The organism is Nocardiopsis sp. NPDC006832 (assembly GCF_040635885.1).
GTDB lineage: Bacteria > Actinomycetota > Actinomycetes > Streptosporangiales > Streptosporangiaceae > Nocardiopsis.
In genome coordinates, this window is record NZ_JBEYLC010000008.1 from 80,946 (window position 1) to 96,122 (window position 15,177).

The 15,177-nt window shown below is 67.2% G+C and carries 12 protein-coding genes; 2 read left to right on the forward strand and 10 right to left on the reverse strand.

Annotated features, from left to right (window positions below; all coding sequences use genetic code 11):
- Positions 1 to 11: 11 nt before the first annotated feature.
- The 3 genes from ABZ717_RS06245 to aceA all read right to left on the reverse strand — a co-directional run bounded on the left by ABZ717_RS06245 (position 12) and on the right by aceA (position 2,768).
- Entirely contained in the window at positions 12 to 851 is an 840-nt protein-coding gene (locus ABZ717_RS06245) for a type II CAAX endopeptidase family protein (RefSeq protein ID WP_358506423.1), read from the reverse strand.
- 106 nt (positions 852 to 957) lie between these two features.
- Entirely contained in the window at positions 958 to 1,203 is a 246-nt protein-coding gene (locus tag ABZ717_RS06250) for a hypothetical protein (RefSeq protein WP_358506426.1), read from the reverse strand.
- A gap of 266 nt (positions 1,204 to 1,469) precedes the next feature.
- Positions 1,470 to 2,768, reverse strand: a complete 1,299-nt coding sequence (gene aceA, locus ABZ717_RS06255; RefSeq protein WP_358506429.1) for an isocitrate lyase — start codon at positions 2,766 to 2,768, stop codon at positions 1,470 to 1,472.
- Positions 2,769 to 2,985: 217 nt separating this feature from the next.
- Here aceA and ABZ717_RS06260 point away from each other — a divergent pair, with 217 nt between their 5' ends.
- Positions 2,986 to 4,425: a helix-turn-helix domain-containing protein gene (locus tag ABZ717_RS06260; RefSeq protein ID WP_358506431.1), complete on the forward strand. Its 1,440-nt coding sequence runs from the start codon at positions 2,986 to 2,988 to the stop codon at positions 4,423 to 4,425.
- 76 nt (positions 4,426 to 4,501) lie between these two features.
- On the opposite strand, the gene ABZ717_RS06265 is transcribed toward ABZ717_RS06260, so the two are convergent.
- Both ABZ717_RS06265 and ABZ717_RS06270 read right to left on the reverse strand, forming a co-directional pair.
- The gene (locus ABZ717_RS06265; protein WP_358506434.1) at positions 4,502 to 5,659 is read right to left on the reverse strand and encodes a lactate 2-monooxygenase; all 1,158 of its coding nucleotides are present in this window, start codon (positions 5,657 to 5,659) and stop codon (positions 4,502 to 4,504) included.
- 57 nt (positions 5,660 to 5,716) lie between these two features.
- Complete coding sequence (locus ABZ717_RS06270; protein WP_358506437.1) at positions 5,717 to 6,361, reverse strand: TetR/AcrR family transcriptional regulator; 645 nt, start codon at positions 6,359 to 6,361, stop codon at positions 5,717 to 5,719.
- 37 nt (positions 6,362 to 6,398) lie between these two features.
- Between ABZ717_RS06270 and ABZ717_RS06275 the strand changes: the two genes are divergently transcribed.
- Positions 6,399 to 6,635 (forward strand): hypothetical protein, encoded by a 237-nt coding sequence (locus ABZ717_RS06275; RefSeq protein WP_358506440.1) that lies wholly within the window; start codon positions 6,399 to 6,401, stop codon positions 6,633 to 6,635.
- 783 nt (positions 6,636 to 7,418) lie between these two features.
- Here the strand turns inward: ABZ717_RS06275 and ABZ717_RS06280 are convergent.
- The 5 genes from ABZ717_RS06280 to ABZ717_RS06300 form a co-directional block, all read right to left on the reverse strand.
- Positions 7,419 to 8,786 carry a DUF222 domain-containing protein gene (locus ABZ717_RS06280; RefSeq protein WP_358506443.1) on the reverse strand — a complete coding sequence of 456 codons (1,368 nt, stop codon included), beginning with the start codon at positions 8,784 to 8,786 and terminating at the stop codon, positions 7,419 to 7,421.
- A gap of 855 nt (positions 8,787 to 9,641) precedes the next feature.
- Positions 9,642 to 10,952: a TRAP transporter large permease gene (locus tag ABZ717_RS06285; protein WP_358506446.1), complete on the reverse strand. Its 1,311-nt coding sequence runs from the start codon at positions 10,950 to 10,952 to the stop codon at positions 9,642 to 9,644.
- The gene (locus tag ABZ717_RS06290) at positions 10,952 to 11,584 is read right to left on the reverse strand and encodes a TRAP transporter small permease (protein WP_358506449.1); all 633 of its coding nucleotides are present in this window, start codon (positions 11,582 to 11,584) and stop codon (positions 10,952 to 10,954) included. The genes ABZ717_RS06285 and ABZ717_RS06290 overlap by 1 nt, the downstream gene beginning before the upstream one ends.
- A 40-nt stretch (positions 11,585 to 11,624) precedes the next feature.
- On the reverse strand, positions 11,625 to 12,698 hold the full coding sequence (locus tag ABZ717_RS06295) for a TRAP transporter substrate-binding protein (protein WP_358506452.1): 1,074 nt from the start codon (positions 12,696 to 12,698) through the stop codon (positions 11,625 to 11,627).
- Positions 12,691 to 15,114, reverse strand: coding sequence for a glycoside hydrolase family 3 N-terminal domain-containing protein (locus tag ABZ717_RS06300; protein ID WP_358506454.1), 2,424 nt, complete (start codon positions 15,112 to 15,114; stop codon positions 12,691 to 12,693). The genes ABZ717_RS06295 and ABZ717_RS06300 overlap by 8 nt, the downstream gene beginning before the upstream one ends.
- Positions 15,115 to 15,177 lie beyond the last annotated feature (63 nt).

Consider the following 15,177-nt stretch of genomic DNA (forward strand, 5'->3'; position numbering starts at 1 on the left):
GCCGGAACGGATCACATCGGCAGCCACTCGAAGCGACCGATCAGGTACACGGCGCCCACGAACGCCACGATGTCGATCACCGTGTGGGCCACCACCAGCGGCATCACCCGCCCGTAACGCAGGTAGAACCACCCGAACACCAGCCCCATCACCAGGTTCCCGAAGAACATGCCCACGCCCTGGTACAGGTGGTAGAACGCCCGCAGCACCGAGCTCGCCAGCACCGCCTTCCACGGCGACCAACCCAACTGGCCGAGCCGGTGCAGCAGGTACCCGACCACGATCACCTCCTCCAGGACCCCGTTCTTCAGGGCCTGCAGGATCAGCACCGGCATCTCCCACCAGTGGCCCTCCAGGGTGCTGGGCACGATGGTGCGGGTCAGCCCCAGCTGCCACGACACCAGGTACACGACCAGGCCACCGGCGCCGATCGCCGCCGCGAGCAGTACCCCGCTCCAGGTGTCGAACCAGGGTCGGTGCCGGTCGAAGCCCACGGTGCGCGCCGACTCCCCGGTCCGGTGCAACAGGTAGACCACCAACGCGACCGGGGCCAGGGCGAAGACCACCGCGTACAACTGGAGCGACAGGTCCAGCCAGGGTCGGTTCTCCGCGCGCGAGCGGATCAGGTTCGCTGTCTGGTCGGCCATCGACTCGGGTGCGGTGAGCACCCCGAGGAAGGTGATGGTCGCCGAGACCGCGGCGGCGCCCAGGGACAGGGCGAGCACGCACAGGATCTCCCAACGAAGCAGGGAGCGATCGGGCAGCAGGTTCGGGATCGTGGTCTCGGCCGTTACGGGGGCGGCCGGAGAAGGGGTGGGTTCGCTCGGGTGCTGGCGGGTTCTGTCGGTCACGAGTCGAATGTACCCGCGTGGCCGATGGTGCCCGTGGGAACGTGCGGGCAGGGAGCGGGGCGAGGACACCACTCCTCGCCCCGAAGATCACATCGGGGGGAAGGGGTCAGTCGTCGTCGTTGTCGTCGTCCCCGTCATCGTCTCCGTCGTCGTCACCATCGTCACCGTCACCGTCATCGCCGTCATCGCCGTCGTCCCCGTCGCCCCCGTCCTCAAGTTCGACCCCCGAGTCGTCGTCGCCTCCGTCCTCGCACGCGGCGACGCCGAAGACGGCGACACCCGCGATCGCTCCGGCCGCCAGTACACGGCGGCCGGTGGTGAGCAGATCCTCGCAAAGGTCCTCGAACTTCACAGTGACTCCAAACGGTCGGGGCGGATACAGCCGGTTCACGCATCCTTCCCGAACGGCGGAGCCGGGACCCAGCCGTTCGGGATGAACTTCCATTGAACTCGATGCCCACTCCGGCCCTGGGCACGCGGCCCGCACACGGAGAAGCCGTCGGCCATACGCGTGTGACACGGACCGCGTATGGCCGACGGCTAGGGGGAGAGGTCGTCCCGCCCCGCCCCAGCCACGAAAGCGGGGTGGGACGACCTCTGAGGAAACGAAGACCGGACTCAGTGAGCCTCTGAGAACTGGTCTTCCTCGGTGGAACCGGTGAGGGCCGTGGTGCTGGCCTCGGGGGAGATGGTCGTGCTGATGGCGTCGAAGTAGCCGGTGCCGACCTCGCGCTGGTGACGGGTCGCGGTGTAGCCCTGGGCCTCCGCCGCGAACTCGGCCTCCTGCAGCTCGACGTACGACGTCATCCCGTTCTGGGCGTAGCCCTTGGCCAGGTTGAACATCGAGTAGTTGAGCGAGTGGAAGCCCGCCAGGGTGATGAACTGGAACTTGTAGCCCATGTGGCCCAGCTCGCGCTGGAACTTCGCGATGGTCGAGTCGTCCAGGTGACGCTTCCAGTTGAAGGACGGCGAGCAGTTGTAGGCCAGCATCTGGTCCGGGTACTCGGCCTTGATGCGCTCGGCGAAGTCGCGGGCGACCTCCAGGTCCGGGGTCGCGGTCTCCATCCAGAGCAGGTCGGAGTGCGGTGCGTAGGCCAGACCACGGGCGACGCAGGCGTCGACGCCGTTGCGGAAGCGGTAGAAGCCCTCGGCGGTGCGCTCACCGGTGATGTAGGGCTGGTCGCGCTCGTCGACGTCGCTGGTGATCAGGGTCGCGGCCTGGGCGTCGGTCCGCGCGATGACCAGGGACGGGACGCCGGCGACGTCCGCGGCGAGACGGGCCGCGTTCAGGGTCTTGACGTGCTGGCCGGTCGGGATGAGGACCTTGCCGCCCAGGTGACCGCACTTCTTTTCGGAGGCCAGCTGGTCCTCCCAGTGGACGCCGGAGGCGCCGGCGGCGATCATGCCCTTCATCAGCTCGTAGGCGTTGAGGGTGCCACCGAAGCCGGCCTCGGCGTCGGCGACGATCGGGGCGAGCCACTCGGGGGCGTTGTCGTCACCCTCGGACCAGGTGATCTGGTCGGCGCGCAGGAGCGCGTTGTTGATGCGACGGACCACGGAGGGGACCGAGTTGGCCGGGTAGAGGCTCTGGTCGGGGTAGGTGTGGCCGCCGAGGTTGGCGTCGGCCGCGACCTGCCACCCGGAGAGGTAGATGGCCTTCAGTCCGGCGCGGACCTGCTGGACGGCCTGGTTGCCGGTCAGGGCGCCGAGGCTGTTGACGTAGTCCTCGGTGTGGAGCAGGTCCCACAGGCGCTCGGCGCCTCGGCGGGCCAGGGTGTGCTCCTCGGTGACCGAACCGCGCAGCTTGACCACGTCGTCGGCGGAGTAGGTCCGCTCGATGCCCGCCCAACGGGCGTTGGTCTCCCAGTCGCGCTGGAGCGCGGCGCTGGCTTCCTGACGACGAGCGCTGGTGCTCATGTTCGTTCCCGCCTTCGTGTAGTCCCCAAGGTGTTCACACCGGTCGAGGGAGGTCCTTCCAGGGCCAGGGGCTGAGCCCTGGGCGGTAAGTTCCCCGCCGGTAACTATGATTCTTAGGGAAGATCCAAGACTTTTCCACTCGAAATCGGGTGAAGATCGTTGATTCTTTCCGTAAGATGAAGTCATGGCGTACTTTGGTGCTGAAGAAATACCGTCTTTGACAGGTGACCTAGATCTCGTCACCTTTGGTCAGCGGCTCCGTCATCTCCGCCGCGCACGCGGAATGACCCTTTCCGACCTGGGTGAACGCGTGGGGCGCGCCCCCTCGCAGCTCTCGCTGCTGGAGAACGGAAAACGTGAACCCAAGCTCTCCCTCCTCACGTCCCTGGCCGCGGCCCTCGGGGTGTCCATCGAAGAACTTCTCTCCAAGCAGCCCCCGAGCCGTCGGGCACAGCTGGAGATCTCCGTGGAGGAGGCTCAGCGCGACTCCCTCTACCAAGGCCTCAACCTCCCGCACCTGAAGGTCGGGAAGAGGGTCCCCAACGACGTCCTCGAACACATCGTCGGTCTCTACGACGAACTCAAGCGGCGCCACGCCAAGCCCACCGCCACCCCGGAGGAGGCGCGTCGGGCCAACGCCGACCTGCGTCGGCAGATGCGCGAGCGCGGCAACTACTTCGAGAACATCGAGCGCGCCGCCGCCGAGACCCTCGACGCCGTCAACTACACGGCGGGACCCATCTCCCAGGGACAGATCCTCGCGATCGCCACCCACCACGGCTTCTCCCTGAAGTACGTGCAGGACCTGCCGCGCTCGGTGCGCTCCCTCACCGACCACGTCAACCGGCGCATCTACCTCAAGCGCGAGACCAGCCTGGGCATGCACAGCCCGCGCACGATCCTCCTGCAGACCCTCGGTCACGTGATCCTCGGGCACGACCAGCCCCGCGACTTCGGCGACTTCCTGCGTCAGCGGGTGGAGGCCAACTACTTCGCCGCGGCCGTGCTCATCCCCGAGACCACAGCCGTGCCCTACCTCCAAGAGGCCAAGCAGGCCCGCGACCTGTCCGTGGAGGACCTGCGCGACGTCTACTCCGTCTCCTACGAGATGGCCGCGCACCGGTTCACCAACCTGGCCCACCGTCACCTGGACCTGGTCTGCCACTTCATCCGCAACGACGAGACCGGCATCATCTACAAGGCCTACGAGAACGACGGGCTCATCTTCCCCACCGATGACTCCGGCGCCATCGAAGGTCAGCGCATGTGCCGCCAGTGGTCGGGGAGGCAGGTCTTCCAGTCACCCGACCGGTACTCGATCTACTACCAGTACACCGACAAGCCCAACGGCACCCACTGGTGCGTGGCGCACGTCGACCCCAGCCGTGAGCGCAACTTCGCCATCACCCTGGGCGTGCCCTACAAGGAGTCGCGCTGGTTCCGCGGGCGCGAGACCACCAACCGCACCAAGTCCAACTGCCCCAGCGGCGAGTGCTGCGTGCGCCCGCCCTCGGAGCTGGCCGGCAAGTGGGAGGGGAACGTGTGGCCCTCGGCCCGCGCCCACTCCCACGTGCTGTCCGCGCTGCCCGCGGGCACCTTTCCCGGTGTGGACGAACACGACGTCTACACGTTCCTGGAGAAGCACAACGTCGAGTGATCGACCGCCTTCGGCACCCGGATGACGCCAGGGGCCGGCGCCCACGCGCCGGCCCTTCGTCATGTCCGGTGCGGAGTCAGCGCAGGTCCTTGAGCGCCGAGGGGTTCAGGTCCGCGAGCGACCCGTAGCCGTCCACCGCCATGAGCAGATCCGCCTCGGCCAGCAACGACCGCAGGACGTGGACCACCCCGTCCACCCCGCCCAACGCCAGCCCGTACACGTACGGGCGGCCCACCGCGACCGTCGTCGCGCCCAGGGCCAGGGCCTTGATCACGTCCGAACCCGAGCGCACCCCCGAGTCGAAGATGATCGGCAGATCCGTGGCGGCGGCCACGTCCGGCAGGCACTCCAGCGCCGGGATACCGCCGTTGGCCTGCCTGCCCCCATGGTTGGACACGTAGATGGCGTCCACGCCCCCGTCCGCCGCGCGCCGCGCGTCGTCGGGGTGACAGACGCCCTTGACGATCAGCGGCAGGTCCGTCAACGAACGCAGCCACTCCAGGTCGTCCCAGGTCAACGGATTGCCGAAGACGCCGGCCCAGTGCGCGACCACGGCGTCGGGCGCCGCGTCCTCGCCCACGCGCTCCCGGAAGACCGGGTCGGAGGTGTAGTTGGCCAGGCAGTGGCCGCGCAGTTGCGGGAAGTTCGAGGTGGACAGGTCGCGCGGGCGCCACCCGGTGATCCAGGTGTCCAAGGTGACCACGATCCCTCGGAAACCGGCCCGCTCCGCCCGTCGAACCAGACTCTGCGCCAACTCTCGGTCCGTCGGCGTGTAGAGCTGGAAGAACCCGGGGGTGTCCCCGAACCGGGCGGCGACCTCCTCCATCGGGTCCTGCGACAGGGTGGAGGCGATCATCGGAACACCCGTCCGGGCCGCCGCCTCCGCCGTGGCCAGGTCACCGTGCCCGTCCTGCGCGCACAGACCCACCACGCCCACCGGGGCCATCATCACGGGGGAGGGCAACTCGATCCCGCACAGGTTCACCGAGGTGTCCCGATCGGTGGCGCCCACGAACATGCGCGGGTACAGGCCCCAGCGTTCGAAGGCGGTGGCGTTGGCCTCCTGGGTGTGCTCGTCGCCCGCTCCACCCGCGACGTAGGACCAGAGCGACGGCGGCAGTGCTTCCTTCGCCCTCCGCTCCAGCTCCGCGGCGGTCATGGGATACCTCGGCAGGACCCCGGTCAGTCCGTTGAGGTAGATCTCCAGCTGGTAGTCGCCGTAACGCGGTGTCATGGACGCCTCCGAGAGGGTGGGTGTGACCCGCATCATCCAAGTTGACACATGCGTGTGTCAAGAAATCCGTCGTGCCCTCAACACCGGTACGAAGACCCCCGCCACGTCCTCCGACAACTCCTCCCGGGTGCGGGAACGGTCGCTCAGCACCCAGTCGATGACCAGTTCGTTGGCCGCGCCCACCAGGGCCAGGGCCTGCTTGCCGAAGGGACGGTCCACCGACGTGCCCACCCGGACCGAGCGCCGGTACTCCTGTGTGAACAGGTCCGCGATCCGATGCCGCACCCCTCGCCGATGCGCCTCCATGACCGGGTTCACCCCCACGCTCTCCACCGAGATCACCCGGGGCCTGCGCGGGTCCTCCATGGAGAAGGAGAGATAGGCGTCGACAGCCGCCATCACCCGCACCTCCAGCGGGCCTTCGCCACCTTGCAAGGGCTCCGAGATCCGCTGCAGCGCCTCGTGCACCAGACCGTCGTAGACCGCACGCAGGGCGGACTCCCGGTCGGTGAAGTGCTCGTAGAAGTAGCGGTTGGTCAGGCCCGCCTCCCGGCAGATCCGGCCGACCGTGGCCGCGCGGAACCCTTCGGTGCCGAACACCTCCAGACCGGCCTCCAGGAGTTGCCGCCTGCGGGTCTCCTGACGTTCCCGGGGAGATTTGCCCCGCCAGGAGCGCACGAGTTCGACACGTGGTTCGCTCATGCCCCCACGCTAGACCGCCGGAGGCGGAGACGGTGTTATGCCGGTGGGCTCGTGGAGGATGGTGCCCGGAGCCGGCGTCGATGCCGGAGCCGGAGCTGATGCTGATGCCGGAGTCGGAGCTGGAGCCGGTGTCGAAGCCGAGGTCGAGGTCGAGGAAGCGCAGACCCTCGCCGAGGGGAAGGGCCACGAGAGCGTCCTCGGTGGCCTGGCCTCGCTCCCCTCGAAGTTCGCCGCCCAGGGGCGCCTTGGGCCTTTGGGTCTTGGGGTGCTCTGAAGGGGTGTGGGGTGTGTGGGTGGGGCGCCTGGGGTCGGGAGTCTTGGGGTTGTTGGGCGTTGCTCGGGTGGGTTCTCCCTCCTTCCCCGCCGCGTGATTGTTGCCGCCCGCACCGCACGCGTCAAGGCGATGTCGGGTGCTCTGGCAGCGGTGTTGGTGGCCTTGACCCGTACGGCACGGGCGGCGGTTTGGCGGCTATCGGGGAAGGGGGGAGAGTGGTTGGGGTTCCAAGGGCCCTGTGGGCCTTCGGCCCACTCCGGCCGCAGGCGGCCGGATCCCTTCCCCTCCCTCTGGTGTCCTCGTTGGCCGCGTCGCCACTACGTGACGGGTCCGGTCACGAAGGGCCCGCTACAGGCCGGGCACGGGGCGGGGCGCGTCCCCGCGGTGGCCGGCTCTGGTCTTCTCAGCGATGATCTTGCTCCTAGCGCCCATTTGGGCGCTCAACATGGCGCTACGAGCAAGATCATCATGGTGGAGAGACAACACGGGGTTGATGGTGCCGGTGGGCCGGTACCGGGGGTGGCAGTGGCGCCGGTACCTGTGCTGGGGGTGGCACCGGTAGGGCGGGTGGCCGCAGTAGGGGCCGATCTCGCCAGGAGTGCTGCCGACACCCCCGATGGGAGCCACTCCGGCCCCGGAATGTGGCTCTGGGTGGGGGGTTCGCGGTGTTTCTGCCCCTGGGCATGCCGATATCCCCACAGGGCATAGGGCCCTTGGGGTCTGACACCCAACCGGGGGTGGTCTCGTCGGGGTGGTGTTCCACCTGGCGGAAGTACGCGGTGGTTAGGGGGCGGTGGCTGGGGCTGGCTCCCCCTCACCATCCCCTGACCCGCTGTCCTTTCCCGCTTCTTGGTGGTTTTGGGCGTGGTGGTGTTCCCAGATCTGCCGGTTCATCTTGGCCTGGAGCCGGTGCTTGAGCCTGTTGTGGGTCGAGCACAGGATCTGCATGTTGTCGGCGCTGGTGGCTCCGCCGTGGGAGAAGGGGACGATGTGGTCGTACTGCGACCAGCTACGCGGCACGTCACAGCCTTCGTACCACTCGCAGTAGGGCTTCTTGAACCCGGCAGCTTGGCGCACCGGGTCCGGAGCGCATCGCTGCTTTCGCCCCACATCCAGCAGAGTCCGACCCTGGGCGTCGGTCACGAACCGGCGCAGCCAACTGTCGGGGGTCAGGCGGGCCACCATCTGATCGGGGATGACCACCCCATCCTCGGTGGTGGCGGGCTCTGCGGTGCCGTCTCCGAGGAAGCGTTTGAGGGGGACGGTGATGTTGAGGGTCGCCAACGGTTGGCGGCTCAGGCTGGAGCAACCCCGATGCGTCAGAGCGGTCTCGAAGATGCGTATCATCGCGTCATAGGTGCGCTGATGCTTCGCCACGGCGGCGTTCTCCGGGCCGTACGGTTCGGTGTAAGCCTCCAGGGCGGCCTGGATGAGCTCGTTGTCGGCCCCCGGCCCCCACATCCGCAGCAAAAACCCGGACTCGAACGTGGGCGAGAACTGGGCGCCCCGGTTCTCGAACGTTTCGTCGTAGTCCCGGTCGGCCTTTTCCGGATCCAAGCGGGCCACGAACCATTTCGCCGCGTCCCGCAACTGGCGCACCGAAGCCTGCGGGCACTCCTTCTTATAGGCGATCAGCCCGTATTCCAACCGGGCCCGAAACCCCTCCACCGAAGGACGCTGGGCACGGAATTCCTCATCCGCTGCTTCGAGGACCTTCGCCCACTCGGTGGTGGCCTTTTCGGTGGAGGCGGCGATGGCGCAGGCTTCACCCAGCGACAGGGCGCTGGTTTGGAAGGCTTCTTCCACCAACGGCAGCTGTTGCTGGTACAACGCCCGGGCGAGGGTGGCAAGGCTCTTGGCCTCGGCCGGAGAGGTGCCCCACTGGTGGGTGATCCACGCTTGGATGCTGCGCTGGCCACCCTCTTCCAGCAGGGCGCCGGTGGCTTCCATGCGGGCCAGGGCGGGCAGCATCCCGTAGCGGATGCGGTCTGTTTCCTGGTTGAGGCGGCCGAACTGGGCGAGCACATCGGCTTCGCACCCGAACGGGATGTCCCGGCCGGAGAATTCCACCGCGATCTCCCGTGCACCCGCCATCGCCTTATCGACCGGGGTGTTCCCGGTCGGGCGCGGTGCGTGGGGAGGAAAGCTCATACTCTGATTATATGCGAACACCCCCAATAATGGTAGGCCTACTCGCCGGTTTATTGACCGAATTCTTGGGCTGGCATGTCTATCATGAAATGGCTGTTATTGTGGGTTATCCACAACCCCTTTTCCCTGTGGTCGGCACCACCTCTCATAGAAGTGCCTCCTCACGGTTTCGGTGGAGGGGCTCTGAAGAGAAACGATCTTGTCCGTAGCGCCATGTTGGGCGCCCAACATGGCGCTAGGAGCAAGATCATCGCTGAGAAGACCAGAGCCGGCCACCGCGGGGACGCGCCCCGCCCCGTGGCCCACCTGTAGCGGGCCCTTCGTGACCGGACCCGTCACGTAGTGGCGACGCGCTCAACGAAGACACCAGGCAGAAGGGAAGGGATCCGGTCGCCTGCGGCCGGACCGGGCGAAGCCCGGGGCCGTTGGGGACCTCAACCACTCTCCCCCCTTCCCCGATAGCCGCCAAACCGCCGCCCGTGCCGTACGGGTCAAGGCCACCAGCTCGATCGCTACAGGACTCAACATTGCCTTGACGCGTGCGGTGCGGGCGGCAACAATCACGCGGCGGGGAAGGAGGGAGAACCCACCTCCACCCCGCCCAACAACCCCAAGACTCCCGACCCGAGGCGCCCCACCAGCACTCCAACACTCCGGCACTTGATCGACCAGAGTGTGAGCCATGCCAGAACGCAGAAAGCCCCGAGCTCCCCATACGCCCGGGGCCGTTCCACAGTTCTACAGTCCTGCTCTCCTACTCTCCTACCTTTCTGCTCTTCTGCCCTTGCGACCTTCTGTCCTTTTTCTGTCCTTTTTCTGTCCTTTCCGCCTTCCGCCCTTCCCCGCTCGAAGGCCCTAGTTGATCAGTCCCAAGAAGGTCGGCAACCACAGGGAGAACTGCGGGACGAACACCACCAGGAACAACGCGACCAGCAGCGCCACGAAGAACGCCCACAGGCGGCTGATCACCGGTTCGATCCGCAGACGTGCCACCCTCGCACCCACGAACAGCACGTTCCCCACCGGTGGCGTGATCACCCCCAGGGACAGGTTCATCACGACCATCACGCCGAAGTGCACCGGGTCGATCCCGAACTCCTGCACGATCGGCAGGAAGATCGGCACGAAGATGAGGATCGCCGGGGTCGGGTCCATGAAGGTGCCGATGACGAGCAGGACGATCATCATCAGCAACAGGATGACCACGTCACTACCGGTGAACCCGAGGACGAAGCCGGAGATCACCTCCGGGATGCGCGCGAACGACATGACGAACGCCAGCACCGTGGACACCCCGACCAGGAGCATCACGATGGCGGTGGTCCGACCGGCGTCCATGAGGATCTGCGGCAGGTCCGTGAACTTGATCGACCGGTAGATCGCCGAGAGCACCAGGCAGTACACCACGGCGATGGAGGCCGACTCGGTGGCGGTGAAGAACCCGCTGAGGATCCCGCCCACCACGATGACGATCATCAGCAGGGATGGCACCGCGCGCCAGATCACGACCAGGCCCTGGGCTGGGCTCACCCGCTCCTCTGTGCGCAGTCGCCCGGGCCGGCGGCGCGCGTGCAGGTACACCACGACCATGCAGGCCAGGATCCACAACAACCCCGGCACCAGACCGGCCATGAACAGCGCGGCGATGGAACTGCCCGAGACCAGCGCGTATACGATGAAGGTGTTGGACGGGGGGATCAGCATCCCCGCGGGCGCCGAGGCGATGTTCACGGCGGCGCCGAACCGGCGGTCGTAACCCTCCTGGGCCATGCGCGGGCCCATCACCGTGCCCACGGCGGCGGCGGAGGCGACGGCCGCGCCGGACACCGACCCGAACAGGCCGTTGGCCACGACGTTGGTCTGGGCCATGGAGGCCGGCATGCGCCCCGTCACGACCTTGGCGGCGTCCACCAACCTTCCGGCGATCCCCCCGTTGTTCATGATGACGCCCGCCAGGACGAACAACGGGATCGCCAGGAGTGGGAACGAGTTGATGCCGGAGAACACCTGTTGAGCGCTGACCAGGGCCGCCTGTTCGAGTCCGACGAGCGGGATGGCGGCCAGGAACGCCGACAGACCGATGGCCACGGCGATCGGTACGGACGAGGCGATACCGATGATGATGCCGACCAGGAGAATGAGTCCGGCCAGGGCTGCGGGATCCATCAGGTGTCCTTTCCGGTGCTGTTCTCGGACCCGTCCACGCCCTCGTCCTCGGGGGAACCGGGCGAACCGGGGGACCGGTCGACCTCCGTCAGCAGCACGCTGTCGGGGACGTACTTCTCTTGCCGGATCTCGGGGTCGTCCTCGGCGACGTCGGTGTACGGTTCCTCCGCACCCGTCAACAGGCCTCGGACGTGGTGCAGGGCGTAGAACGTCACCAGCACACCGGTGATCGGCATCGCCAGGTACATGTGCCCGTAGGTGAAGGGCAGCGCGCTCAGCTGTTGACTCCACGCGTTCTGCGCCGCGGCCCAACCGCCCCAGACGAGGATGATCAGGGCGAAGGCCAAGACGACGAGCTGTACTCCGACGGCGACGGACCTTTCGATCCCCGCCGGGGTCCTACGGGCGAGGTACTCGACGGCGATGTGACCGCGTTCGCCGAACACGTACGCCGAGGCGAACAGACCCAGCCACACGAAGGACATTCGAGCGCCCTCGTCGGTCCAGGTCGCGGGGTCGCTCAGGACCTGGCGGCTGAACACCTGCCACACGACGATCACCGTCAGCAGTGCGAAGAGCACGACGACGATCCAGTAGAGACAGGTGTCGAGGAACTTCTTCAACGACTCCACGGAAACCTCCGATCGGGGGTGCGGGAACTGCTGCGACGCTTCACTGCGCGGCCTCGCGCGCGGCGTCGTGGAGTTCTCGCTGGGTGTCGGTGACGACGAACTCCTCGACGAGGCCGTCCAGCGCCTCGGCGAACGAGGCCTCGTCCACCTGGTGGAACTCGGCGCCGTCGGCCTCGGCGCCCGCGATGGCCTCCTCCGTGGCCTCGGCCCACAGCACGGCGTGCTCTTCGTAGGCGGCCGTCCACCCCTCGTCGAAGGCGGCGCGCTGTTCGTCGTTCAATCCGGCCAGCGCGTCGGAGTTGATGATCAGGTAGTCCAGACCGATCAGGTGTTCGGTGTAGGACCAGTACGGAGCCACCTCGTAGTGGCGTTGGGTGAAGTAGGAGACCTCGTTGTTCTCCGCCGCGTCCACGACCCCCGCCTGGAGACCGGTGTAGAGCTCGCCGTATACCATCGGTGCGGCCGAACCTCCGAGCGCTTCGGCGATGGCCACGTTGAGCGGGGACTCCTGCACCCGGATGTTGGCGCCGGCCAGGTCGTCGGGCGTCTGGACGGGGCCGTCCGCCGTGTACACGCTGCGGGCGCCCTGGGTGAAGCCGCCCACCACCGTCAGGTCGTGGTCCTCGTCCAGGGAGGAGTACAACTCACCGGTGATCTCCGGGTCGTGGACGACGTCCATCTGGTGGTCGATGTCGTCGAAGACCCTGGGCACGTTGAACGCGATGAAGTCCTTGTTCAGGTTCTCCAGCTGGGCGCCGGAGACGATGGCCATGTCGACGGCCCCGCTCGCCACGAGTTGCAGCACCTCGGCCTGCCCGCCCAACGTCTCGTTGGGGTAGATGTCGAGGTTCAGTCCGTCGGTGTTCTCCCGCAGGTGGTCGCCGAAGTGGTCCAGCGCGGTGAACGAGGGGTGTTCCTCCGACTGGTTCAGGGCCAGCCGCAGGGACCGTTCACCTCCGGGGCCACTGGATTCGGCGCCGCCCCCGCAGGAGGCCAGCACCAGGGTCGTCGCCACGGAGGCGGCGGCGACCAGGCACGTTCTGCCATGTGTGCGCACTGTCGGTTTCCCGTCCTTGGTCGCTTCGTGCCGGTGGCGTTCGAAGATCTCAGTCATGGTCGGTCACCCTCGAACCGCGCAGCAGGAGCAGGATCCCACCGGCCAGGACCAGGGCCACGGTCCCCCAGAGGAACCAGGGCGACGACAGGCCGGCCTTCTCCTCGTAGGTCAGACCGAAGCCGTATTCGTAGAGGGCGCCGTCGTCGGTCTCGGCGTAACCGGGCGCGTCGCTGTCCTGCTGCGTGATGGCCTCGGGGGTGCCGGCCAGGGCGAAGGGCATCCGTCCCTGGGGCGCGTGGTCCCCGGACAGCACGTCCATCAACGCGGTGTCGCCCACCCCGAACCCGGCGACGATGGCACCGGCGTCACGGAGTCCGCTCTCCTCGTCCAGGACGTAGGGCTGGCGGAAGTACACGTGAAGGATCACCCTGCTCGGGCCCTCGACCTCGGCCATGACCTCGCGCACCGACTCCAGGGACGGTTCGACCACCCAGGAGTCGGCTTCGGACATGCCGGTGAAGTCCAGTACGGACGACTCCCAGGGGTAGGAGCCCCCGAACCCGAGACCGTCGTCGGTGCACTCCGGGGCCCCCGACGTCACGCAGGCGTCGGCGGCGCCGTAGGGGCTCTGGCCGTCCAATCCCTCGATACCGTCGATCACGCCGGGGTTGACGTGGTCCTCGTCGAGACCGAGTTCCTCGTCGTCGCTGACGTAGTCCTCGGCTTCGGTGCGGGCGGTCAGCGAGATGATCGCGTAGTCGCTGTCGGCCGCACTGGGCCGCTCCTCGTCCTCCTCGACGTTTCCACTGGTCACGTCGTGTCCGTAGGAGGCGACGACGTCCTCGTCGAAGTCTCCCAGCAGGTACAGGCTCGACCCGTCCGCCAACGGCAGGGTGGGGCCGTCATCGGTGGTCTCGTTCTGGAGCAGGACCAGGGAGTCGCGTTGCGTCTCCAGGCCGATCTCGCGGTTCTCCTCGGAGCCGATCGTGGCCGTGGCGACCTCCGGGTCGACGTAGGGGTTCTCGAACAGACCCATCAGGAACATGGGGGTGAGCAGCCGTTCGGCCGCCAGTTCGACCCGTTGCTGCGTGACGAGTCCTTCGTCGACCAGGTCGAGGATGACCTGGACCTCGTTGAACCCCGAAAGCGTGTCCGTGCCGGAGTTGATGGCGGCGGCGACCCTTTCCGGAACGGTCGCCTCCTCCAGCCCCCAAGCGCGGTCGTTGATGATCCCGGTGTCGGAGTTGACGTATCCGGAGAATCCCATTCGTTCGCGCAGGAGTTCGTCGACGATGTCGTCCGAGAAGGCGAAGCCCACCTCGTCGAATTCCTGTCCCTCGTGTGAGACGTCGACCGGAACCCCGTAATAGGGCATGATCGAGGAGACGCCCGCGTCGATGGCGGTCTCGAACGGCAGAAGGTGCTCGGCGAAACCGTCGGAGGGGTACACCTGGGACTTGCCGAAGGAATAGTGCGGGTCCAGTCCCAATTGCTGCGGGCCGCCCCCGGGGAAGTGTTTGAGGGTGAGCGCCACGGAACTGTCCGGGCTCAGCGAGACACCGTCCTGGACCGGTCCCTGAAGCGATTCCACGAGCGTGCCCATGACCGCGGAGGCGTGTTCGGCGTCCTCGGTGAAGGTCTCGTGCGTGCGGTACCAGCGCGGTTCCGTGGACAGGTCGGCCATGTAGCCGTACATCCCACGCAGACCGATCGAACGCCACTCCTGGCCCATCACGTGGGAGAAGTCCTCCACCATGGCCATGTCGCCGGTGGTCGGCTCCTCCCCGGTGGTGGCGGCCTCGGCGCCGAGCGAGGCGGCCGAGATCCCGGCCTCCTTGGGGAAGGAGGTGAACGTACCGACGGACTCGTTGATGCCCGCACGCGCGTCGGGGTCGATGTGGTTGCGGGCGTTGGACTTGAACAACGCGGGGATGCCCAGGCGCGTGGACTCGCTCATCTCCTGGACGGAATTGGTGAAATCGGCGGCCTCTTCCGGGGTGACGCTGGTCGAGGCGTTGAATCCGGCTTCGGATTCACCGCATTCGGCTTCATCGGGGCTGGTCACGGTATTTCGGAAGACGAATCTGTGCATGTGCTGGTGATCGACGTAATCGTCGGCGAGAGGGGGCACGGTCCCGCGTTCTCCGTCGACGCATTCGGCGTTGAGGGTGTCGATGAGCATGAGCCCGGCCATCTCTTCCAGGTCCATTTTCCCGACGAGGTCGTCGACCCTTTCCTCGACCGGCAGGCGCCAGTCCTCATAGGGGTCGAGTTCTCCGTCGTCGTCCAGGTCCCGGAAGTCGGCGCCGTCGACATCGATCACGTCCTTGACGCGTGACTCCACCTGGGGGTTCTCGTCCGCGGCGGCGACGTCCGGCACGGTGGCCGGCCCGAGGGCGACCGCCAGGGCGAGTGGGATCGCCAGGGCGGTAACGCGTGGGCCGGAAGTGCGCTGACGAGGGGATTCGGTCATGTCGTGAACTTCCAATCGGGGTGGTGTGCTCAGAGTCACACCGGCCTACGGGCCCGGCAAGAA

Excerpts from the sequence above, each read along its gene's own strand:
- ABZ717_RS06275 (WP_358506440.1), top strand. The coding sequence starts at position 6,399 with ATGCCGGTGGGCTCGTGGAGGATGGTGCCCGGAGCCGGCGTCGATGCC.
- ABZ717_RS06295 (WP_358506452.1), bottom strand. The coding sequence starts at position 12,698 with ATGACTGAGATCTTCGAACGCCACCGGCACGAAGCGACCAAGGACGGG.
- ABZ717_RS06285 (WP_358506446.1), bottom strand. The coding sequence starts at position 10,952 with ATGGATCCCGCAGCCCTGGCCGGACTCATTCTCCTGGTCGGCATCATC.
- aceA (WP_358506429.1), bottom strand. The coding sequence starts at position 2,768 with ATGAGCACCAGCGCTCGTCGTCAGGAAGCCAGCGCCGCGCTCCAGCGC.
- ABZ717_RS06300 (WP_358506454.1), bottom strand. The coding sequence starts at position 15,114 with ATGACCGAATCCCCTCGTCAGCGCACTTCCGGCCCACGCGTTACCGCC.
- ABZ717_RS06280 (WP_358506443.1), bottom strand. The coding sequence starts at position 8,786 with ATGAGCTTTCCTCCCCACGCACCGCGCCCGACCGGGAACACCCCGGTC.
- ABZ717_RS06265 (WP_358506434.1), bottom strand. The coding sequence starts at position 5,659 with ATGACACCGCGTTACGGCGACTACCAGCTGGAGATCTACCTCAACGGA.
- ABZ717_RS06270 (WP_358506437.1), bottom strand. The coding sequence starts at position 6,361 with ATGAGCGAACCACGTGTCGAACTCGTGCGCTCCTGGCGGGGCAAATCT.